Annotated in this window: 20 protein-coding genes and 1 other annotated feature; of the genes, 8 read left to right on the forward strand and 12 right to left on the reverse strand. The window is 34.2% G+C overall.

Going from position 1 to position 21,614, the window contains the following annotated elements:
* Positions 1-1,812 carry a methyl-accepting chemotaxis protein gene (locus EDD66_RS08050; RefSeq protein WP_123609065.1) on the reverse strand — a complete coding sequence of 604 codons (1,812 nt, stop codon included), beginning with the start codon at positions 1,810-1,812 and terminating at the stop codon, positions 1-3.
* A 727-nt stretch (positions 1,813-2,539) separates the two neighbouring features.
* Here EDD66_RS08050 and EDD66_RS08055 point away from each other — a divergent pair.
* The 5 genes from EDD66_RS08055 to EDD66_RS08075 all read left to right on the forward strand — a co-directional run bounded on the left by EDD66_RS08055 (position 2,540) and on the right by EDD66_RS08075 (position 6,736).
* Positions 2,540-4,135, forward strand: coding sequence for a hypothetical protein (locus tag EDD66_RS08055; protein ID WP_123609066.1), 1,596 nt, complete (start codon positions 2,540-2,542; stop codon positions 4,133-4,135).
* A 91-nt stretch (positions 4,136-4,226) separates the two neighbouring features.
* Entirely contained in the window at positions 4,227-4,940 is a 714-nt protein-coding gene (locus tag EDD66_RS08060; RefSeq protein WP_123609067.1) for a hypothetical protein, read from the forward strand.
* 91 nt (positions 4,941-5,031) lie between these two features.
* Positions 5,032-5,898 (forward strand): AraC family transcriptional regulator, encoded by an 867-nt coding sequence (locus EDD66_RS08065; protein ID WP_123609068.1) that lies wholly within the window; start codon positions 5,032-5,034, stop codon positions 5,896-5,898.
* Positions 5,899-6,351 carry a hypothetical protein gene (locus EDD66_RS08070; RefSeq protein ID WP_123609069.1) on the forward strand — a complete coding sequence of 151 codons (453 nt, stop codon included), beginning with the start codon at positions 5,899-5,901 and terminating at the stop codon, positions 6,349-6,351.
* Between the two features lie 37 nt (positions 6,352-6,388).
* Positions 6,389-6,736, forward strand: coding sequence for a VOC family protein (locus EDD66_RS08075; protein WP_123609070.1), 348 nt, complete (start codon positions 6,389-6,391; stop codon positions 6,734-6,736).
* A gap of 329 nt (positions 6,737-7,065) precedes the next feature.
* Here EDD66_RS08075 and asd read toward each other — a convergent pair whose 3' ends face one another.
* The gene (gene asd, locus EDD66_RS08080) at positions 7,066-8,151 is read right to left on the reverse strand and encodes an aspartate-semialdehyde dehydrogenase (RefSeq protein ID WP_123609071.1); all 1,086 of its coding nucleotides are present in this window, start codon (positions 8,149-8,151) and stop codon (positions 7,066-7,068) included.
* Between the two features lie 360 nt (positions 8,152-8,511).
* Between asd and EDD66_RS08085 the strand changes: the two genes are divergently transcribed.
* Both EDD66_RS08085 and EDD66_RS08090 read left to right on the forward strand, forming a co-directional pair.
* Positions 8,512-9,756: a 6-phosphofructokinase gene (locus EDD66_RS08085; protein ID WP_123609072.1), complete on the forward strand. Its 1,245-nt coding sequence runs from the start codon at positions 8,512-8,514 to the stop codon at positions 9,754-9,756.
* Positions 9,757-9,810: 54 nt separating this feature from the next.
* Positions 9,811-10,051 (forward strand) — a binding site (T-box leader).
* Between the two features lie 82 nt (positions 10,052-10,133).
* Positions 10,134-11,348, forward strand: a complete 1,215-nt coding sequence (locus tag EDD66_RS08090) for a pyridoxal phosphate-dependent aminotransferase (RefSeq protein WP_123609073.1) — start codon at positions 10,134-10,136, stop codon at positions 11,346-11,348.
* 32 nt (positions 11,349-11,380) lie between these two features.
* Here the strand turns inward: EDD66_RS08090 and dusB are convergent, their stop codons facing one another.
* The 7 genes from dusB to EDD66_RS08125 form a co-directional block, all read right to left on the reverse strand.
* Complete coding sequence (gene dusB, locus EDD66_RS08095; protein WP_123609074.1) at positions 11,381-12,364, reverse strand: tRNA dihydrouridine synthase DusB; 984 nt, start codon at positions 12,362-12,364, stop codon at positions 11,381-11,383.
* Between the two features lie 38 nt (positions 12,365-12,402).
* Entirely contained in the window at positions 12,403-13,173 is a 771-nt protein-coding gene (locus EDD66_RS08100; RefSeq protein ID WP_123609075.1) for a type III pantothenate kinase, read from the reverse strand.
* A 12-nt stretch (positions 13,174-13,185) separates the two neighbouring features.
* Complete coding sequence (locus EDD66_RS08105) at positions 13,186-13,491, reverse strand: Dabb family protein (RefSeq protein ID WP_123609076.1); 306 nt, start codon at positions 13,489-13,491, stop codon at positions 13,186-13,188.
* Between the two features lie 71 nt (positions 13,492-13,562).
* Entirely contained in the window at positions 13,563-13,910 is a 348-nt protein-coding gene (locus EDD66_RS08110; RefSeq protein ID WP_123609077.1) for a DUF6145 family protein, read from the reverse strand.
* Between the two features lie 23 nt (positions 13,911-13,933).
* Entirely contained in the window at positions 13,934-14,617 is a 684-nt protein-coding gene (locus EDD66_RS08115; protein ID WP_123609078.1) for a LiaF transmembrane domain-containing protein, read from the reverse strand.
* Between the two features lie 80 nt (positions 14,618-14,697).
* On the reverse strand, positions 14,698-15,678 hold the full coding sequence (locus EDD66_RS08120) for a biotin--[acetyl-CoA-carboxylase] ligase (protein WP_123609246.1): 981 nt from the start codon (positions 15,676-15,678) through the stop codon (positions 14,698-14,700).
* Between the two features lie 81 nt (positions 15,679-15,759).
* Positions 15,760-17,124, reverse strand: a complete 1,365-nt coding sequence (locus tag EDD66_RS08125) for a citrate/2-methylcitrate synthase (protein ID WP_123609079.1) — start codon at positions 17,122-17,124, stop codon at positions 15,760-15,762.
* Positions 17,125-17,448: 324 nt separating this feature from the next.
* Between EDD66_RS08125 and EDD66_RS08130 the strand changes: the two genes are divergently transcribed.
* Positions 17,449-18,156 (forward strand): hypothetical protein, encoded by a 708-nt coding sequence (locus EDD66_RS08130; protein WP_123609080.1) that lies wholly within the window; start codon positions 17,449-17,451, stop codon positions 18,154-18,156.
* A 141-nt stretch (positions 18,157-18,297) separates the two neighbouring features.
* On the opposite strand, the gene argF is transcribed toward EDD66_RS08130, so the two are convergent.
* The 3 genes from argF to EDD66_RS08145 form a co-directional block, all read right to left on the reverse strand.
* On the reverse strand, positions 18,298-19,233 hold the full coding sequence (argF, locus tag EDD66_RS08135) for an ornithine carbamoyltransferase (RefSeq protein WP_123609081.1): 936 nt from the start codon (positions 19,231-19,233) through the stop codon (positions 18,298-18,300).
* Between the two features lie 113 nt (positions 19,234-19,346).
* On the reverse strand, positions 19,347-20,540 hold the full coding sequence (locus tag EDD66_RS08140) for a patatin-like phospholipase family protein (protein WP_123609082.1): 1,194 nt from the start codon (positions 20,538-20,540) through the stop codon (positions 19,347-19,349).
* Between the two features lie 146 nt (positions 20,541-20,686).
* Positions 20,687-21,613: an SPFH domain-containing protein gene (locus EDD66_RS08145; RefSeq protein ID WP_123609083.1), complete on the reverse strand. Its 927-nt coding sequence runs from the start codon at positions 21,611-21,613 to the stop codon at positions 20,687-20,689.
* Between the last annotated feature and the right edge of the window lies 1 nt (position 21,614).

Raw genomic sequence — 21,614 nt, forward strand, 5'->3', positions numbered from 1 at the left:
TCACCTGGTCTGAAATGTATGAATCAAAGAATTTAAATCTGTTGCCATTTCATTTAATTTAGAAATATTATTCGTAATTTCATTCACAGTCATTGCCTGTTCTTCTGAAGAAGAAGAAATTTCTTCTATAGAGGAGGAATTTTCTTCAGCTGTCTGTGAAATATTGTTCAACATATCCAGAATATGATCCTTCTTTTGGTCTGTCTCATAATTATGTTCCGTAATCCTTTTAATATCCTCGATTAGATCCTGTAATTCCTCTGATATTTTATTAAAAATATTTTCTGTCTCTGAAACTGTATTATTAATATTATTGACTCCTGCCTGGTTTCTTTTTACAAAATCTACTGCAATACTGGATTGCTTCATCATTTCATTTACTTTTCCTGTGATGTCTTCCGTAGCCTTTGCTGTTTCCGTAGCCAAAGATCGTACTTCTCCGGCAACCACTGCAAATCCTTTTCCTGCTTCACCAGCTCTGGCTGCTTCAATATTGGCATTTAAAGCCAGAAGATTTGTTTGTTCTGCAACACCCGCAATAATTCCTACAATTTCACTTATTCTTTTGGAATGCTTATGGATTTCATTGATTACCTGTTCCATTTCCTGTGAATTCGTATTATTTTCAATACTTGCTTCTTTTAATCCTTTTACAGAGTCCAGTCCCTGTGCTTTTAACTCTATGGTTTTCATGGCTGCATGTTCTATTTTAGCACTTGCATCAGCCGTTTCTTTAATATCTTCTCCCAGCAACGTCACTTTTTCTACACTGCTTAAAGTATTTTGTGACTGGACTTCGCTAAATACCGACATTTGATAAATAGATTTTGAAACTTCCTCGGTCATCTTTGCAACACTATCTGCAGAACCTTTTAACTCTGTTGAAAACTGGTTTAAATTACTGCTGGATAAAATCATTGATTTTATGATATGATTCAGTTTGTCAATCAGAAGATTGACAGAATCCCCTAATAATCTCGTCTCATCCCGGGTTTTGATATTAACTTTATCTACTGTTAAATCTCCTTGAGATACTCTGTGCAAAATATCGGAAATGGTCTTAATTGGTTTTGTTATCTTTCTGGTAATCAGTACACTTACTGTGAATGCTATAATTAAGATGATCGCCAGAGCCAAAAGATTATAATTTAATATTATCTTAGAGCCTCTTAACAAATCATCATCATATATTACTGCCGTGATAACCCAGTCCCATTGAGGGAAATATTGAGTATATACAGTTTTATTCCCAGTAACGGCACTAACTTCTTCAGCTAATTTGTAATTTAAGATACCTCCTCCGCTTTTCGCTTTCTCGATAATATCCTGAATGATAGGTCTTCCATCTTCTGATTTCAGCCCGGAAATATTATCTTTTAAAAACGGATGGGATATTACATCTCCACTGGAATCAACTATAAAAAAGTATCCATCTTTTCCTAAATTTAATGTATGATACTTTAATTCAGAATTAGCGGTAGCACTTGATACAGTATCCGCTCCATTCCCGGTAGCTCCGGATACAGAATCCGTTTCTTTTGCATGCAACTGGTTAATTGATGCCAATGAAGCTTCTTTTGCTTCTTCTTCCGTCATCCATTGATTCTCTCCTGCAGTGTATCCGTAATTTCTATTGATTTCAAACAAAGAGGTTTCTATCACATTTTTTAAAATTATCTGATTGGAACGGGAGAGCTCCTGTTTTGCAATCGTGTAATTAATGAAAGAAATACCAGACAATGCTACAATAATAATTAATGATATAAAAGCACATATTTTTTTGTTAATACTATTCATCCTGATGTATTTCATATTATCACTCCTTCCTTAGTGTCTTACCTTTCTCCAATATAAATAATGACACACTATCAAAAGTTTATCAATATATACCAGATAATAAAAGTAATATTTTTTATCATTTTCCAGATTATATATTCATATATTTATCTGTTCTCCTATCATTTCATCCTATTTTTCCTATAGTTACTGGTTCCATAATATAAATTCATTTTATAATTGACAACATAACAATGTTTATATATAATAGTGTTATAAACGAAGGCGTTTCTATTTAAGAAACGCCTTTTTCTATGTTTAAAATTATCAACGGGGATAATGTTTTGTATTGCCCTTTGATAATTTTTTTATTTTAACAATAGGTCTTTTACTATTGTTCTTAACCTGGTTATAATATTTCTTAATATTATAATATATATCCTTAATTAATCAACGGAAGAAGAGGTCTTAAGTGGTTCTAAAATCACATTAAGGCCTCTTTTTCTATCTTAATATTTATTATGAAGTTTAATATGTCATCTATAGGCTTTTATTCCCATAATAGTAACTATCTACCATGCCTTCTAGTGTTCTACGATTGACACAAATAGGAATATTTGTTATCATCCTATCATTACAATAAATTACATCAGATAATTGCGAAACTCTTTATATGTCTATTATGTTCCTGTGTTCTTAGACCGTCTACTACAGTTATGAGTTTCGCAATTATCTGGATGAATTACATTAATAGGGGGATAATATGTCAGATTTTGAAAAAGACCAGGAAAATATGAATGAAATAACACGAGGAGATGATACGCAGGAGAGCCCAAAGCAAAAAAGGATTTCAAAATGGGGAGTCTCTATTGTTTCTGTATCTGTCATATTAATTGGAGCTATTTTATTTTCTATTTTTTCACCATCCGTAATTAACACTATTGCCCGTGTAACTTTAAGTCCTGCAAAATATTATCAAAAGATTGAAAAAGCTAATCTCGAGAAGCAAATTGATGTATTGTCTGAACATTACGGCAACTACATAGAAGCATATCAGGATTCTATTGATAATGGAACCAGTACAGAAACTTCGATTTCAACTGCACTGGATTCTACCATAACTACCAACTTAGGACTTACCGGACTAAATAATATACAAGCAACGATACTTTCTTCCAGCTTAGGCCTTAATTCGAAAGCGTCCATATCTTTTGCCTGCAATGATAAAGATATAACTTCTCTTGATTATTATCTGGATCTGGATAAAGAAGATTTCTTTATTAAAGTTCCAGATTTAAATAGTGCTTATTTAAAAACCTCTTTCACCAATGCCGCAATGGAACCTGCTCCATTTAGAACTAAAGATATTTATGAATTCTTTGATAATAATTCACTGACAGAAGAATTATTAAATAAATTATTAAAAAAATATTCTATTATGGCAATAGAAGAGGTTCATAATGTCATTGTAAAGAATGGTGAAAAAGTAACCGCTGATAATATTTCCTCAGATTATACAAAACTGACTGTTGAAATAGACGAAAAAACTTCTCTTTCTATTGCAGATAAAATCCTTAAAACTGCAAAATCAGATGATGAGTTACGTGACTTATTCGTTAAATTAAAAATATATACTAAAGAAGAATATGAGACGCTTATTCAGGACAGTTTAAACGATATAGCCGCAGAAGAGGCAAATATCAGTGATGAAGATATTATCATTATGACTGTATGGATTGATAACAAAGGAAATATTATGGGGCGTGATTTCTCTTATACCGAAGGTAAAGAGAAAAACTCTTTTGGGTATAAATCTGTCCGTAATGGTACAGATTTAGGGATTGAAGCTTGGTTAACAACTGAAGGAATTGAAATTCTTAGTGGAAAAGGAACTCTTAAATTAAGTCTGAATGGAGCCAGCGGGGATGTAAAGTTTTCCTATAATGATCAAAGCTATGGAACTCCTCATATCTTCAATCTATCAATGAAAGATGTGAAAAGCCAATACAGAGACTCCATACACTACCTGGATGGCACTTTTACAATTACAAGTGAAACCCTTTCTGCCATAAATGTTACGACTTCTTTTAGCAGCAAAGAAAAACAACAAGATATAGTGATAGACGTTGTTCAAGGTGGGGTAAATCTGGCTAATATTTCAATTGCTTCAAAATATACTCCTTTTTCTTCCTTTGAAATGCCAAAAGAAACAGATACTGTATACGATGCAGATACAGAGTTAAATGAATATTTATCCACTGCTAGAATAGAAGAATACCTGAAAGATATCAATGAAAAAATTAATGTTGAGGGAATTAATTCTATAATTGACAGTATTTTATACAGTTATTCTTATTAATTTACGTAAATTTTAGAATTAGTTTCTTTTATTTGCAGTACTACTATGATAAACTATGTTTAGTTAAGAAAGTTTAGAAATGGGGATTACTATGATAAAAGAAACAAAGTTGGATGAAAATGCTGAAATATATAAGCACCGTAAAACAACTGTTACAGAGAAACAAAAGTTGAAAAATATGACTATGAAGGAAAAATTCCAATATTTTAATGACTATTACAAAACGAAAACTATTGTAGCCGGAATTGCAATTGTCACCTCTGTAAGTATAATGTATACAGTTCTGTCGCCAAAACCGGATACTGTACTATATGCTGCTATCGTAAATGATTCTTTAGGTGAGGATGCAAAAGAGCAATTAATCACAGAATTTGCTTCTTTGGCAGACATAGATTTAAGTTCAAAAGAAATCATTCTTGATAGTTCATATTTTATATCAGAAGAGAATTCTAATACTTCCATGGCATCAGAGCAGAAGTTAACAACTTATATCTTTGCTAAAGATATTGATGTGATCATAACTGATGAAAAGCAATTTTCAAAATATGCAAATCAAGGCTATTTTGATAACTTGTCAGATCATTTACCTACAGATCTTTATAGTGATTTAAGTGATTCCTTTTATTTAGCCAATGATTCAGAAAATAATTCAATCAACGCATATGGAATCTATCTGGATAAAAGTAAGATATATAGCCAAACCGGCTCTATTATAGATAAACCTGTCATTGGAATTATCGCAAATTCCAAGAACAAAATGTACAGTGTGGAATTTATCCGTTATCTCTTTGGGGGATTGCATTAATACACACTTATTTAATGAACTCTCATTTTATGTATAGAAAAAGAGAGTTCATTTTTTTATTATCATGATATATTTATGGGGGGATAAAGCGATGGAATGGTTTGAAAAATTAAACGAAGCATTAGAATATTTAGAAAAAAATTTAGATTCAGAAATCAACTACGAAAAAGTTGCTAAAATTGCAGGATGTTCTACTTATCATTTTCAGAGAATGTTTTCATATGTTGCTAATATTTCTCTTGCCGAATATATTAGAAAACGCAAAATGACATTAGCTGCTTTTGATATACAAAGTAGTAATGAAAAAATCATCGATATTGCATTAAAGTATGGTTATGAATCTCCTACTGCTTTTAACAGGGCCTTTCAAAATATTCATGGAATATCACCTGTAGCAGCTAGAAATCAAAATATTAATTTAAAAGCATTTCCTCGCATCAGTTTTCAATTAACGATTAAAGGAGGGTGCGAAATGAATTATAAAATCGTGACAAAAGAAAAATTTCGTATCGTAGGAGTAAAAAGATTCTTTGATATCACCGGTGAAGAAGGATTCACACAGATCCCGCTCTTTTGGCAGGAAATAACACAAAAAGGATTGATTCCTCATATAGCAGCATTAATTGATGGAGAACCATCAGGAATTCTTGGAGTTAGTACAGAAATGGAAAATTTCGAATACTTTATTGCTGCTCCCAGTTCAAAAGACATACCCGAAGGAATGGTTGAGTACGAAGTACCCGCAAGTACTTATGCCGTATTTGAATGTACTGGTTCTATAGCTACAAATGCACTCCAGGATTTAGAAAGAAGAATTATGACGGAATGGCTTCCAACTTCAGGCTATGAATATTCCAATGGTGCTGACATAGAGGTCTATCCTGCCGGAAATCAATTCTCCGAGAACTATACAACACAAGTATGGCTTCCAATAAAAAAGAAAACAGGAGGTGCTTAAATGGTACATTTAGTATATTGCGATGATAAAGAGAAAGTATTAGAAAAAATACTTAGTGGAACAAAGACAATGGTAATAAGAGCTGCCGCCGGAAGAAAAATACCTCACAGCCGTGTCTTTGAGGGTGAATCCTTGTATTTCATGAAAAAGGGAACCGGTAAAATTACAGCTGCTGCTACTGTTACTGAAGTACAAAATTATATAAAACTAACTGAAGATGAGATTGTAAAAGTACTATTAAATAATCAGGAAAAACTTAACTTGTCTGAAAAACAGAAAGAACGATGGCACAAAAAATGTATGTGTTTAGTTGAATTCAAAGAGATAAAAGAAATATCTCCTTTAGATTTTGAACATCAGGGTAATATGGATGATTGGCTTATCCTTGAAAAGATTGAAGATGTTGTAGCAGGTACAAGCATCCCATATAATTATGACAAATCTAAGTTTTAGATTGTATGGAAATGTTACGCTTAAAGGAGGGTTATCATTGATATTAGCAGAAGTGTCTTTATTAACAAATGATGTTTTAAAGTTGGCAAATTTTTATAAAACTATTTTAAATACAACATCCGATGGAGATGATGAAATTCATCAGGAAATTTTAATAGAAGGTGCAGCATTGACAATTTACAATGACGGAACAAAGAAAAATAACAATAATCAAAATATATGTATTGCTTTTACCGTTGAAAATGTAGATGAAGAATACGAGAGGTTAAAAACCCTTGGCGCTAAAATTATTGAACCTCCAACAACCAGACCCTGGGGAGCCAGAAATATGCATTTTTGTGATCCCGACGGTAATCATGTATACTTCAGGAGTTTTCCAAATTAATATATGGTAATTGCCTATTGCTGCATAGCTTTATATCAAATAAAATTATATGCTTTTATACAAATAAATTATTTCCTATTATCAGCTTTGCCTACACAACATAAAATAAGCCTTGCAATATAAATAATTAGTTTGGGCGTCGACCGGCCGAGGATGGTGTTCAAGTTTGGTCAAGACTCTGATAAAAATGTAAGCCCAATGCTTACATTTTTATCATCTTAGAGGCTTGTAAGAAACTTACCATCACGAGGGAAAGGCAGCCCAAATAATTTATTTATATTACAAGGCTTTTATATACTCAAAAGGCAAAGCGTCATATTAACAGCAAACTATTTCCCAGTAATATATCCCTGAGCTTTTAGTAATTCAGCAATAAGAACTGCACCGCCTGCAGCACCACGTACTGTATTGTGAGACAGACCCACAAACTTATAGTCATATACAGTATCTTCTCTTAATCTGCCAAAACATACACCCATACCATTTTCATAGTCTCTATCCAGTTTTGCCTGTGGGCGATTGTCTTCTTCAAAATATTTAATAAATTGTTTTGGAGCACTTGGAAGGTTAAGTTCCTGAGGTAGTCCTTTGAACTCCGCCCAAGCTTTTAAAATTTGTTCTTTTGTAGGTTTCTTTTCAAAACTTACAAATACAGCAGCGGTATGTCCATCTGAAACTGGAACGCGAATACACTGAGTTGTGATTAATGGTGCATTTGCTTTTACAATTTGGCCATTTTCAACTTTACCCCAGATTCTAAGTGGCTCCTGTTCACTCTTTTCTTCTTCTCCACCGATAAATGGAATTACATTATCAATCATTTCCGGCCAATCTTTAAAATTCTTACCCGCCCCGGAAATTGCCTGATAAGTAGTAGCTACTACTACTTTAGGTCCAAACTCTTTCAATGCATGGAGGGCCGGAGTATAGCTTTGAATAGAGCAATTTGGTTTAACAACAATAAACCCTCTGTTTGTTCCAAGACGTTTTTTCTGATCAGCAATCACATCAAGATGTTCCGGGTTTAATTCCGGCACCACCATTGGTACATCAGGTGTCCATCTATGAGCACTATTATTTGAAACAACCGGAATTTCAGCTTTTGCATACGCTTCTTCTATCGCTTTGATTTCTTCTTTTGTCATATCTACTGCACTAAATACGAAATCTATATTTTTACCTACTTCTTCTACATTATTTACATTTTTAACAATTAATTTTTTCACTGCTTCAGGCATAGGTGTAGCCATCTTCCAACGGTCTCCCACTGCCTCTTCATAAGTTTTTCCTTCGCTTCTTGGACTAGCTGCAACCACTACTACTTCAAACCAAGGATGATTTTCTAATAATGATATAAAACGTTGACCTACCATACCTGTACCCCCAAGGATACCTACTCTTAATTTACTGCTCATTTCTTCACCTCATATAATTATTATTATTCGTCCTGCCACAAACAAAGCATTTTGTTCTTGTGTGGCGCACATTTGTCTTTCTTGTAAGTATACTACACTTTTTTTCTCGAAAATGCAACCATTTTTTTATATTATTAATTATTTTGGTTATAATAGTTAAGTTAAATAACTTTCACAAAAATTGTTTGTTTATTTTTATGTTACAGTTCCGCCATGTAGCAAAGCGAAATCAAGCTTATGGCTGAACTGTAACTTTTTATCTCTTAAATTCCTCTATAAACTTGATATATTTATGGATATCTGATATCATATGTCTGCTTATGTCTACGTTAACAATGTTTGAAATCTAGGAGGTTACATATGAAATCAGAAGCAAATTGTCTTATTGCCCAATCCGGTGGCCCTACTACAGTAATTAATGCTAGTTTAGCAGGCGTGATTGAGAAGGCATTAAATGGAACAAATATACATCAAATATATGGCGCGATTAATGGTATTCAAGGAGTTATTGATGACAATCTATTAAATTTAACGGATATTTTTAAAGATAATGATTCAACCATTCAACAGTTGAAAACCACACCTGCAATGTACCTTGGCTCATGCCGTTATAAGCTTTCTGATTTTACGGAAAATATATCTGACTACTCTATTATATTTCAAACATTGAAAAAGTATAGTGTAAAATATTTCTTATATATCGGTGGTAATGATTCTATGGATACTGTCGATAAATTATCCTCTTATGGTAAATCTATTAATTCTGATATTAAATTCATTGGTATTCCTAAAACAATCGATAACGATTTAGAATGTATCGATCATACTCCCGGTTTCGGTTCTGCCGCAAAATATATTGCTGCTTCCATTCTTGAAATTGCCCATGATACTTATATATATGATATTGAAAGTGTAACTATTATTGAAATAATGGGGCGTAATGCAGGATGGTTAACTGCTGCTGCTGCCTTGGCAAGAAATGAGTACAGTGCTGCTCCCCATTTAATCTATCTTCCTGAAAAACCATTTTCTACAGGCAGGTTTGTAACAGATATTAAAGAGGAGTTTACAAGAAGAAAGCATGTTATCGTTGCTGTATCAGAAGGGGTAAAGGATATTGCAGGTACCTATATATCTGCTGAATCAGCCAAAACAGATCAATTTGGCCATGTTATGTTAAGTGGAACAGGAAAATATCTGGAAGGATTAATTAAGCACACCATAGGATGTAAAGTCCGTTCTATTGAGCTGAATGTATTACAGCGATGCGCAGCTCATTCCTCTTCCCTCACTGATATAGAAGAAGCTTTTCAATTGGGGCAATATGGTTTAGATGCGGCTCTAAAAGATGAGTCAGGTGTAATGGTAACTTTAAACCGCACAAGTAATTTCCCCTACACAGTAGAATATGGAACAATCCCTATTAATGAGGTGGCTAATCTTGAAAAGAAAATCCCTATTGACTGGATCAATGAAGCCGGGAATGATATCACAAATGAATTAATCGAGTATATAAAACCACTAATTCAAGGAGAAGCACCAATAAAATATATTGATGGACTTCCTGTATACCTTTCTGTAGATCACCTTATAAAGAAAAAATAATTATTCTACTTCTTTATTGACATATCCATAAATTGGTGCTATACTGGCGAAAACGAAAAAGCGATGATAAGAAAGAGTACATATTTATTGACCATGGCAGAGAGAAGATGGTGGGTGCAAATCTTTATGGGGTGAATATGGAAGCAGTCTTTGAGCTATGAACCGAACATATTTTTTTAAGTAGGCTTCATCGGAGTTTCCACCGTTAAAAGGAAAACAGTATGCAAGTACTGATTGAGAGCAGAGTATACTCTGAAATTAGGTGGTAACACGGACTGGATGGTTCGCCCTAAGCTAAAATTTTTAGCTTAGGGCTTTTTTAATTCCGTGTTTTATCAGGTGAGCCTGGAACATATCATTGGAAGGAGATCAATATTATGAGAACATTTGAAAAATCTAAAAAGCTTGATAACGTATGCTACGACATTCGCGGACCGGTGATGGACGAAGCGAATCTTATGGTAGCAAGGGGGGAAGATATATTAAAACTAAATATTGGTAATCCGGCTCCATTTCATTTTCATGCCCCTAATAATATTATACATGATATGTCATTTAACCTTACCAATGCAGAAGGATATTCTGATTCCAGAGGTATTTTACCAGCAAGGGAAGCAATTATGTCCTATTGTAAATATAAGAATATACCTAATGTTGGTCTTGATGATATATATACCGGAAACGGCGTAAGTGAATTAATCGTTATGGCAATGCAGGGATTGCTTGATAATGGAGATGAAATGCTGATTCCTGCACCTGATTATCCTCTATGGACTGCTGCAGTAAATCTGGCAGGTGGAAAAACAGTTCATTATATGTGTGATGAGCAGGCAGACTGGTATCCAGATCTTCAGGACATTAAGAATAAAATTACAGATAGAACAAAAGGAATTGTTATAATTAATCCAAATAATCCCACAGGAGCATTATATCCAAAAGAAGTATTAGAAGAAATTGTTGAAATAGCCAGACAGAATAATCTTATTATTTTTGCAGATGAAATTTACGACCGTTTAGTGATGGATGGTTTAGAGCATACTTCCATTGCTTCTCTGGCACCTGATCTTTTTGTCGTATCCTTCAATGGCTTATCAAAATCTCACAGAGTTGCAGGATTCCGCAGTGGATGGATGTGCCTAAGTGGGGATAAATCAAGAGTAAGAGGATATATTGAAGGAATCAATCTTCTTTCCTCCATGAGACTTTGCTCTAATGTACCATCACAATATATTATTCAGACAGCACTATCACAAGAGCCAAAAACTGATGAACTATTATTACCTGGTGGCCGAATCTATGAACAAAGAGAATTTATACATAAAGCTATAAATGATATTCCAGGGTTAAGCTCAGTGAAGCCAAAGGCAGCTTTTTATGTCTTTCCTAAGATAGATGTTAAAAAGTTCAATATCACAGATGACGTAAAATTTACACTGGATTTCCTGAGAGAAAAGAAAGTTTTATTGGTTCAGGGTACTGGATTTAACTGGAATGCTCCTGACCATTTTAGAGTTGTATATTTACCTGAAATTAATATATTAAAAGATGCAACAAATCGTTTGGCTGATTTCTTACAGGGATATCAAGGTTAGATAGGAAAGGCAAGATGAAATTCAGATGTGGTTCAAACCGCATCTGAATTAAGTGCCACTTTATACTCTTCCATTAATTTATATAATTGATCCATTGTTTCTATTTCATTCACACGGTTTCTTAATTTAGATGATTTTGGATATCCTGTTGTATACCAGGCAACATGTTTTCTCATTTCTCTGATTCCAATAAATTCACCTTTGAATTCTATTTGAAGTTCAGCATGACGCATTATCATGTCAATCACTTGGTCTACCGTTGGCTTATCTTCCAAAACTCCCGTTTCCATATATGCCTTAATCTGATGAAAGAGCCAGGGATTTCCCCTTACCCCTCTTCCAATCATTAGAGCATCACAGCCGGTATCATTTATCATAGCAATGGCATCTTCCGGAGTAGAGATATCTCCATTTCCTATTACAGGAATAGAAACAGCCTCTTTTACCTGTCTGATAATATCCCAGTCTGCCTTCCCACTATAATATTGTTCTCTGGTTCTTCCATGTACTGCAATTCCGCTTGCACCATTGGCCTCGATAATTTTTGCGACTTCAACTGCATTTACTTCATCTCCCGTAAATCCTTTGCGTATCTTTACAGTAAGTGGTTTACTGATTGCTCTGCTTACTTTATTCACAATTTCACCAATTAATTTAGGATTTCTCATTAATGCTGAACCTTCTCCATTATTCACTACTTTTGGAACAGGACAGCCCATGTTGATATCTAAAATGTCAAAATTCCGATTCTCTATCTTTTTTGCCATCTCACTAAGAATCTTTGGATCTGCTCCAAAAAGCTGAAGTGATACCGGGCGTTCTTCTTCCTTTACTTCTAATAAGCTATCTGTATTCTTATTGTTATGAAGAATTCCTTTTGCACTGACCATTTCTGTATATATTAAATCAGCACCCTGCTCTTTACACAGCAAACGAAATGGCAGGTCAGTTACCCCTGCCATAGGTGCCAATATAAGATTTCCATTTATCTTAATATTACCTATTTGTAGATTCATTTGTTCTCCTATATCTTAAGGTTCTTCTGTAAAAACCTTTATCCTTTACTTCTATTGTAGATCAGGCGAAGTCCATTTAAGGTCAAATGTGGATCATAGATCTGAATGGTATCCGTAGAGTCAGAAATAATTTTACCAAGTCCGCCGGTAGCAACTACTTTAAGATTATGAATTCCTGATTCCTCTTTTATCTTATTAATGATATATTCTGTCTGTCCAATACAACCATATATCAGCCCTGCCTGCATACTGGTAATGGTATCTTTTGCAAGGATAGATTTGGGCTTCTCTATTTCAATCTCCGGCAGTTTTGCAGTTTCCCTCCATAATGCATTGGCAGAAATACGAATTCCCGGACTGGTGATACCTGCTGCAAATGAACCGTCCTCTAAAATAAGATCATAAGTGGTAGCCGTTCCAAAGTCAATAACAATAATTGGTCCACCATATAATTCCAAGCCGCCAACCGCGTCTACAATACGATCTGTGCCAATTTCTTTCGGATTTCCGGTAATTATCTTAATACCCGTTTTTGTTCCTACTCCAACAATCATTGGTTTTATTTCCAGATATTTGATGATCCCGCTTGTTAAAGACCACATAATATTTGGAACAACAGATGCAATGATGACATCTTCTATCTCTTTTATCTGAATATTCTTAATCAACAGGATATCTCTTAAAAAGATTCCATATTCATCGGAAGTCCTTGGCATGGTTGTTGTCATCCGATAGGTTGCAAGCAGTTTCTCTTCTTGAAATAATCCCAGCGTAATGTTTGTATTGCCAACATCTACTACTAATAACATAAGTTCACCTCATTATATTATATAGTCAACACAAGCTCTGCCAGTTTTTACTTTGACGATATAAGCGCCGACCTTTTTATGCTCAGGGTGTACTACATAAGTGTTTAAATCTTCAAATGTCTCAAAATCTACAATTAGACAAAGAGTAAAGTTAGTATCGTCTGCATCTTTATTATTGATTCCAACTTCCATTCTCTGAATCACATCTATCGTATCTTGAAGTGCTAATAAACTTTCCTTAATAATTTCTGCATTTTCTAAAGCATTCTTACCTTCCGCTTCTTTTGCAAGTTCAAACAGAACAACATGTCTTACCATCTTTTGCTTCCTTTCTTCTTTCAATATAATTTAGATGACTGGGAAATCCAGAAAATTGAATGATTTCCCAATTACCTGTCTCCTATATTATCTGCATCTTCTCCTAAAAAAAATACTTTATAATATAATTCTAAAGATTCCAGAAGTTCTTTTTTATTTTTCTGTAGCTCTTTTATCTTTAGAACACTTCCAATCTCATCAAAAAGCAAATCACCTTCATCGGAGGATACTTGAAATATCAGTGTTCCATCTTCTTCATATTCTAATGTTAATATACCACCGATATCTTCCGTATATAAAACACACATTACTTTAAGTTCATCCCTGATTGCTTCTGGAAGACCATTAAAATCTTCATTTAAGAAATATTTCTGTTCATAAGCACTGGAAGCGCACAAAACGATATTCTCCTGATACATGCTCTTCTCCTTTGTTATAAATACTATTTAATATCAATTCCACCAAGAATACAAGTGGCATTAATATATAATACCGGAATCTGTCTTCCATCTGAACTTGTTGGTGTACTTGCTTTATTTTCTACGCCGCCAAGTATTGGTGTACAATCCACTTCCACTTTAACATTACTTGGAACAAAAATGTCAATTCCTCCAAATGCAGCCGAAGCATCAATTACCGCATCTGATGTAACAATTGCATTTCTAAGATCCATTTCTATTGCTCCAAAGGCAACTGATATTGATGCTCCTGTAAATTCCTGATTATCAAAACGTATATTTCTTCCACCAAAGAATGCGGAATAATTTTTATTTCCTGAATTAGAAGCATATTCTGTATTAAATTGATGTGGTTTATACGTTCTCTTGAATATCATACTAAGACCAATCATTAGAAAAATAAGAGCGATCATTAATTTACCAAACATCTGCCATTCAATAATATCCTGAGCAGAAAGTAACAGCAATATACCTACACCTAACCCGATCACTGCAGAAGTTCTGTTATTTCTGTGAAATAGCTCTACAAAACTTGGTATGATAATAAATAAAGTCCACCATCCATCAAAGAAGATATCAAAATCATATCCAAATGCTTTTAAAACAATGGAAAGCGCTAGTGCAATAAATATCAGACCTATAATGATACCTGACAAGGATCTATTCATAGATACCCCTCCTAATAAAAATTTAACTACTATAGTTTATGCAATATTATATGCCATATAGCAAAAAATGGCAAGTTAAATTATATGTATCCATAAATTCCACGAACGGAAACTTCTCCTGAAAATACATTCTTTTCTTCTCCATCCTTTGTTCTTATACGTAATTCTCCATTTTTATTAATGCCAAGTGCAATAGCTTCGTATTTTTGCCCAGCCTCTATAATAACTACCTCTTTATTTATACTGACCAAATATTTATTATAATCTTTCATTAGTCCTTCGAGATCACATGTTTCCATAAAAATATTATAGTTTAGTTCAAATTCTTTCATAATAGCCGCGATTAATTCAGAACGAAGAACTCTGCTGCCGCATTCTTTTTCTATTGAAGTAGCTGTCAGTTTTAATTCCTCAGGAAATTCCATTGTGTTTATATTAATTCCAATTCCAACAACTAAATGATTGATATAATCAAACTCTGTACTCATTTCCGTTAGAATACCACAAATCTTCTTTCCATTAATTACAATATCATTGGGCCATTTGATTAAACAATTTGCGCCGTATAGTTTTTGAATTGCCTTACAGACGGACAGTCCGGCAACCAGAGTGATCATTGAAGCATCCGCAGGTTTTATACCGGGCTTTAGAACCAGTGTCATCCAGACACCTGAGCCTTTTGGAGAATCCCAATCTCTCCCTCTTCTGCCTTTTCCCTGAATCTGTCGATCAGCGACTACTAAAATACCATGGGAATCCATTTCTTCTCCAAGTTTTTTAGCATATATATTGGTGGAGTCAATTTCGTCAAAATACACTACCTTTTTCCCAAAAACTTCTGTATCCATCTGGCTCTCAATCTCTTCCCTGGATAAGATATCCGGCTTGTCTAATAGCTTATATCCTTTCTTGGAAACCGATTCGATTTCATAACCTTCTTCTTTTAGCTGGTTCATTACTTTCCATACAGCTGTCCTGGATACTCCCAGGCCCTTACATAATTCCTGCCCTGAAACATATTCCTTATTATTTTTAAGTATTTTGAGGATTTCTTTTTTCATATATTTCTCCAAACCAACGATATTCAAACTTGTTTTCTTTATATCTGGCACAAACTTTATATGTGAAGTATTTATTTTCTCCTACTTCCTATCATTTAATGGGTTGTATTCTGAATGTTTCGCTACACTCTTATAAGCCGGTCTTATTATTTTACCTTCATTAATTAATTCTTCTAAACGATGTGCGCTCCATCCGGCAATTCTTGCAATTGCAAAAATTGGTGTATATAACTCAAGAGGCAATCCAAGCATACTATATACAAAACCACTGTAAAAATCTACATTTGCACTAACGCCTTTATAGATTTTTCTTTCTTTGGCAATCACTTCAGGTGCCAGACGTTCAACTATGGAATATAACTTAAATTCTTTATTCAAGCCTTTTTCTTCAGATAAGCTCTGGACAAAGCCTTTAAAGATTTCAGCTCTAGGATCGGAGATAGAATAGACTGCATGGCCCATTCCATAAATTAAGCCGGCATTGTCAAATGCTTTCTTATTGAGTAAGTCAACAAGATATTGTCTTACTTCATCTTCATTTTCCCAATCTTTTACCTTTTGCTTCATATCTTCAAACATCTTAACTACTTTAATATTGGCACCGCCATGTTTTGGTCCTTTTAAAGAGCCAAGAGCTGCGGCGATGGTAGAATACGTATCTGTACCAGAGGATGTTACTACACGAGTGGTAAATGTGGAGTTATTACCACCGCCGTGTTCTGCATGTAATACAAGAGCGATATCAAGAATCTTAGCTTCTAGTTCACTATATTTACTATCAGCTCTAAGTAAATGCAGGATATTTTCTGCAGTAGAAAGTTCTGGCTTTGGAGCGTGAATAAACAGACTATTGCCGTCATGGTAATGGCTGTATGCCTGATATCCATATACAGATAGCACTGGGAATAGGGCAATCAGTTGTAAACTTTGGCGAAGCACATTTGATATTGACGTATCCTCTGCCTTATCATCATAAGAATAAAGTGTCAGGACACTTCTTGCTAAAGTATTCATCATATCAGGGCTTGGTGCTTTCATTATAATATCTCTTACAAAACTTGTTGGTAAAGTTCTATAATCTGCTAAAAGTTTCATCAGATCATCTAACTGGCCTTCGTTCGGTAATTTTCCAAATAAAAGAAGATATACTGTTTCTTCGAAACCAAACCTCTTTTCTTTTATGAAACCACCTACAATATCTTCTATATCTACTCCTCTGTAATATAATTTACCTTCGCAAGGTACTAGATCACTATCAACGATGGAATAAGAACGGACTTCAGAAACTTCTGTTAATCCTGCAAGTACTCCTTTTCCACTAATATCACGCAGACCTCTTTTCACCTCATATTTTCCATAAAGTTCTGGATCCACTTGACTATTTTCTCTGCAAAGTTCTGCTAATTTTATTATCTCTGGTGTTATTTCTGAATAGTTATTTTGCATAAAATCTCTCCTTTCAAAAATGACAAGCCCAAATAACATTACATGTAATTTAACTTTGTCCTTATTTACAGTTACACCTCTTAAGTATACCACAAATTTGATATTTTACCAAAGTTTATTTCATTTTAGGATTCAATACAGGAGGATATGAAATTAGAATAGGTGATACGATTATAGGTGAAGAACCACATTCAGCTGATAATTTAAAAAGAGAGTCGAAAAATGGTGAAAATTTCATAGTCCCCTAATGTAATTAAGATTTATCAATCTGCCGATATAATATTTATCGGGTTACATCGGCACTTATGAATAGGAGTGATTATTTTGAAAGAAAACAAATTAACATTTGAACAAAAGAGAATAGATAAGGATCTTTACATAATATTAGCCTCTGCCCTGATAATTCTTGGTCTATATACAGTATTCCAAAATAAAATCATGATTTTTGTAAATGATATAACTACACATATATTACTAAGAACATTTGTAAGCACATTATTTCAGTTTGGTACTGCCGGTCTGGGGATTACATTAGTTGCAGTTCTTAGGAAAGAAAACTTTTTTACCTATGGATTAAAAAAGAAAGGTGCATTCCTTTCAATACTTTTTAGCACACTATGTTTCTTGCCCCATCTTATCTTTTTATTTGCCACAGATCAGGTGCTCTATTATTTACCATTTCAGTCTGTATGGGTGACAAGAGAAGTATTAGAAAGCAGTTTTCCTGTAAATATTATAGGACTGGTATTGGTCACAGCAGCCTGGGGGTTTTTTGAAGGATTTAACTATGTATTTATCTGCGATAAGATCAATAAAAGATATCCAAATAAAAATAGATGGTTCAATCACGGAGCTATTATTTGTGCTATAATGTGCGTTCTTATACATGGAATGATAGGTGTAACACCAAGGAATATCATTGAGATGATTACTGTATTAATTATAATCTATGGAATGTTAATGGTAAAAGAAATCACAGAAAATGCCTGGGGATGCGTATTCATTTTCGTGTTTTTCTGGAATGCATTCTAGCGGAATAATAATCATTTGGGTGTCGTCCGGCCGAGGATGGTGTTCATGTTGAGTCAAGACTCTTAAGAAAAATGCAAGTCGATGACTTGCATTTTTCTTAATTTAGAGGCTTGTAGCGTCATATCTGAATAACAAAAATCATCAATTCCCCAAAGTCGCAACCATAACAGCTTTAATAGTATGCATACGGTTTTCTGCTTCATCAAATATTATTCTGTCAAATTTTTCGAAGATTTCTTCTGTTACTTCGTTTCCTTTTACTGCCGGCAGACAATGTAAGAAAATAGTATTCACATTACCTGTCATTTGGAATAACTCCTTATTCACCTGGTAAGGTTTTAAAAGAGCAATACGTTCTGCCGCAAGGTCTTCCTCTCCCATGGAGCACCAGACATCCGTATATATAGCGTCAGCTCCTTTTACTGCTTCTAACTGATCAGATATGGTAATTGTACTCTGGGATTCTTTTGCATATTCTTTGCAAACGTTTAGTAATTCATCTGCAGGCCATAAAGATTTTGGAGCTAATATGGTAAAATTAATGCCTACTTTAGAACATCCAATCATTAAGCTGTTTGCCATATTATTTCTGCCGTCTCCTGCATATACAAGATTCAGGCCCTTTAGAAACCCAAATTCTTCTTTCAAAGTTAGAAAATCAGCTAAAATCTGTGTTGGATGGTAAGTATCCGTAAGGCCATTCCAAACTGGTACTCCACTGTACTTTGCCAGCTTTTCCACGGTGTCCTGCTTAAATCCCCGAAACTCTATACCATCGAACATTCTTCCTAATACTTTTGCAGTATCCTCTACACTTTCTTTATGCCCTAATTGAATGTCATCCTTACCTAAATATTCCGGATGACCACCCTCATCAATACACCCTACTGTAAATGCACATCTTGTTCTTGTAGAAGGTTTTTCAAAAATAAGGGCAATATTTTTTCCTTTTAAATGATTTCCTGTAATGCCCTTTTTCTTATTCTCTTTTAATTCAGCTGCTAAATCTACAAGATATTCTATCTCTTGTGAAGTAAAATCCTTAAGTGTCAAAAAACTTCTTCCTTTTAAATTCATATTATTAACCTCCCAAGCTGGACTATCGTATTTAAGTATTAATATTTATACTGTTAAATGTTTATTTATACATTACTATTAATCTTGTGTTTTGTCAACTAATAAAGTGAAACTTAATTCAAGTCTTCAATTAAGTCCAACAGGGCATCTACTAATGTTATCTCATCAGATTGTTTTAATTCTATTTTTTCTCTTAATTTATGGACTAAACTGCATAATTCTGTTTCTGTATATACTTGATATTTTTGAATTTTTATTCTTCTTGCACATATTTCTACCATAGTTAAAAATAACTCTTTATAACTCCAATCTTTTTCCAGCTTTAGATCTTTCGCCAGTAATGGATACACCTCTTCAAATAATATTCTTATAAAAAGGGATGGATTGGTAATTTCTATCCGATATAAATGGAATAGTTTCTCACAAGATTTTATACTGATCTGAGTTAATAATTTTGCATAGTAATCTTCTGAGTGGGTTCCCTCAATATAATAATTTTTCCCAGCCAGATCTCTCATGGAACGAAGTCCATCATAATATCCGATCTTGATATTCCGTCTGCTCTTTCTATGATCAAATTCCAATATATTACCTAAATCCACTCTTGGTGCAATCTCTATTACATTCACATCTGTTGGAATTTTCACATTCTTTTCAAGCCCCATCCCATAGATACGGATAACAATAATATCCTTATATCCTCTGCTAATTAAGTGATTAATCGGTACATTATTCACAACCCCGCCATCTAAATATTTTTGTCCATGGAGTTTTTCTTTTTTAAAAGCCGGAAAATAGGCACTCCCCATGAGGTAATCACAGATTAACCCGGATTCTAATTCTTTTACGTTAATATCCAATTCTTTTCTTTGAGAAACCGAAAATGTACTAATAATTAATTCAATGGGAGAACTCCTGATTTTATCCTCATCAATATGACTTTTGATTAATTCTCTTAGTGGCGATACATCAATACCTTTGTCTATAAGAAACTTTGTTGTGTCTTTTCTTAATTCACTTAAGGATACTTCTGAAAGATTACGTTTTATAAGGTTATCCATCTTAATATCATCAACATTCATAATCTGGGAATATGCAATATTCTCCCATAATGATTTAGCTTTTTCATAATCATCCATACATATCAGGGCACCATTTAATGCACCAACAGATACTCCGGATATTCCTTTGATTTTAATCCCATATTCACGCAATGCCCTCCAAACTCCTATTTGATAAGCACCTTTCGCTCCCCCACCTTCTAAAACAACTCCATATTCTTTCTCAAAATCGATTTTCTGTTTCAATTTATCACCCCTTTTTATCCAATAGATAATAGGTAATTGCAAAACTATTAAGTTTCTATTTGTAGTATATATTGAAAGTAATCATGTAATTCAAAAAAGGAGCATTTTCACTATTTATCATAGTAAAAATACTCCTTCTGCTAATGTTATTCTTCTTTGCCTACTTCTACTAATGATTTCGCTAACCCTGCGATTCCTTGAATTTCAGAAGGAATAATAATTTTAGTTGCTTTACCATCTGCTGCCTTGGCAAATGCTTCCAGGCTTTTCAACTGAAGGACTGCATTCCCTGGCGCAGCTTCATTTAAGAATCGGATACCATCTGCATTGGCCTGTTGCAATGCTAAGATTGCTTGTGCTTCACCTTCTGCTTCACGGATTGTTGCTTCTTTATGTGCTTCCGCACGAAGGATTGCTGCTGCCTTCTCTGCTTCTGCTTCTAGAATGACTGATTCCTTTTTACCTTCTGCTACAAGTATTGTAGATGTTTTCTCACCTTCTGCACGAAGAATTGCTTCTCTTCGTTCCCGTTCTGCCTTCATCTGTTTCTCCATTGCATCCTGGATTGCTGCCGGTGGAATGATGTTCTTAAGCTCAACACGATTTACTTTAATCCCCCAAGGGTCTGTTGCCACATCAAGAGATACTCTCATCTTAGTGTTAATAACCTCTCTGGAAGTAAGTGTCTGGTCAAGTTCAAGATCACCGATTATATTTCTAAGAGTCGTAGCAGTTAAGTTTTCAATTGCCATAATAGGACGTTCCACACCGTAAGCAAAAAGTTTAGGGTCCGTTATCTGAAAGAATATTACTGTATCGATCTTCATTGTTACATTATCCTTTGTAATAACCGGTTGTGGGGCGAAATCTACTACCTGCTCTTTTAACAGTACTCTTTTTGCAACTCTGTCAATAAATGGAACCTTTAAATGCAGCCCAACGTTCCAGGTTGCCTGATATCCACCAAGTCTTTCTACAACGTAAGCTTGTGCCTGTGGTACAATTCGTATGCTTGTTGCTAAGATTAATAAAATAATTACTGCAAATGTGATTAATACAATATTACCTGCCATC

The organism is Mobilisporobacter senegalensis (assembly GCF_003752155.1).
GTDB classification, from domain to species: Bacteria; Bacillota; Clostridia; order Lachnospirales; family Lachnospiraceae; genus Mobilisporobacter; species Mobilisporobacter senegalensis.

Bases quoted from the DNA above. Each gene is read 5' to 3' on its own strand.
- EDD66_RS08050 (WP_123609065.1), bottom strand. From the start codon at position 1,812: ATGAAATACATCAGGATGAATAGTATTAACAAAAAAATATGTGCTTTT.
- EDD66_RS08060 (WP_123609067.1), top strand. From the start codon at position 4,227: ATGATAAAAGAAACAAAGTTGGATGAAAATGCTGAAATATATAAGCAC.
- dusB (WP_123609074.1), bottom strand. From the start codon at position 12,364: ATGAATCTACAAATAGGTAATATTAAGATAAATGGAAATCTTATATTG.
- EDD66_RS08085 (WP_123609072.1), top strand. From the start codon at position 8,512: ATGAAATCAGAAGCAAATTGTCTTATTGCCCAATCCGGTGGCCCTACT.
- EDD66_RS08105 (WP_123609076.1), bottom strand. From the start codon at position 13,491: ATGGTAAGACATGTTGTTCTGTTTGAACTTGCAAAAGAAGCGGAAGGT.
- EDD66_RS08120 (WP_123609246.1), bottom strand. From the start codon at position 15,678: ATGAAAAAAGAAATCCTCAAAATACTTAAAAATAATAAGGAATATGTT.
- EDD66_RS08110 (WP_123609077.1), bottom strand. From the start codon at position 13,910: ATGTATCAGGAGAATATCGTTTTGTGCGCTTCCAGTGCTTATGAACAG.
- EDD66_RS08070 (WP_123609069.1), top strand. From the start codon at position 5,899: ATGGTACATTTAGTATATTGCGATGATAAAGAGAAAGTATTAGAAAAA.
- EDD66_RS08125 (WP_123609079.1), bottom strand. From the start codon at position 17,124: ATGCAAAATAACTATTCAGAAATAACACCAGAGATAATAAAATTAGCA.
- argF (WP_123609081.1), bottom strand. From the start codon at position 19,233: ATGAATTTAAAAGGAAGAAGTTTTTTGACACTTAAGGATTTTACTTCA.
- EDD66_RS08055 (WP_123609066.1), top strand. From the start codon at position 2,540: ATGTCAGATTTTGAAAAAGACCAGGAAAATATGAATGAAATAACACGA.
- EDD66_RS08090 (WP_123609073.1), top strand. From the start codon at position 10,134: ATGAGAACATTTGAAAAATCTAAAAAGCTTGATAACGTATGCTACGAC.
- asd (WP_123609071.1), bottom strand. From the start codon at position 8,151: ATGAGCAGTAAATTAAGAGTAGGTATCCTTGGGGGTACAGGTATGGTA.
- EDD66_RS08145 (WP_123609083.1), bottom strand. From the start codon at position 21,613: ATGGCAGGTAATATTGTATTAATCACATTTGCAGTAATTATTTTATTA.
- EDD66_RS08115 (WP_123609078.1), bottom strand. From the start codon at position 14,617: ATGAATAGATCCTTGTCAGGTATCATTATAGGTCTGATATTTATTGCA.
- EDD66_RS08065 (WP_123609068.1), top strand. From the start codon at position 5,032: ATGGAATGGTTTGAAAAATTAAACGAAGCATTAGAATATTTAGAAAAA.
- EDD66_RS08100 (WP_123609075.1), bottom strand. From the start codon at position 13,173: ATGTTATTAGTAGTAGATGTTGGCAATACAAACATTACGCTGGGATTA.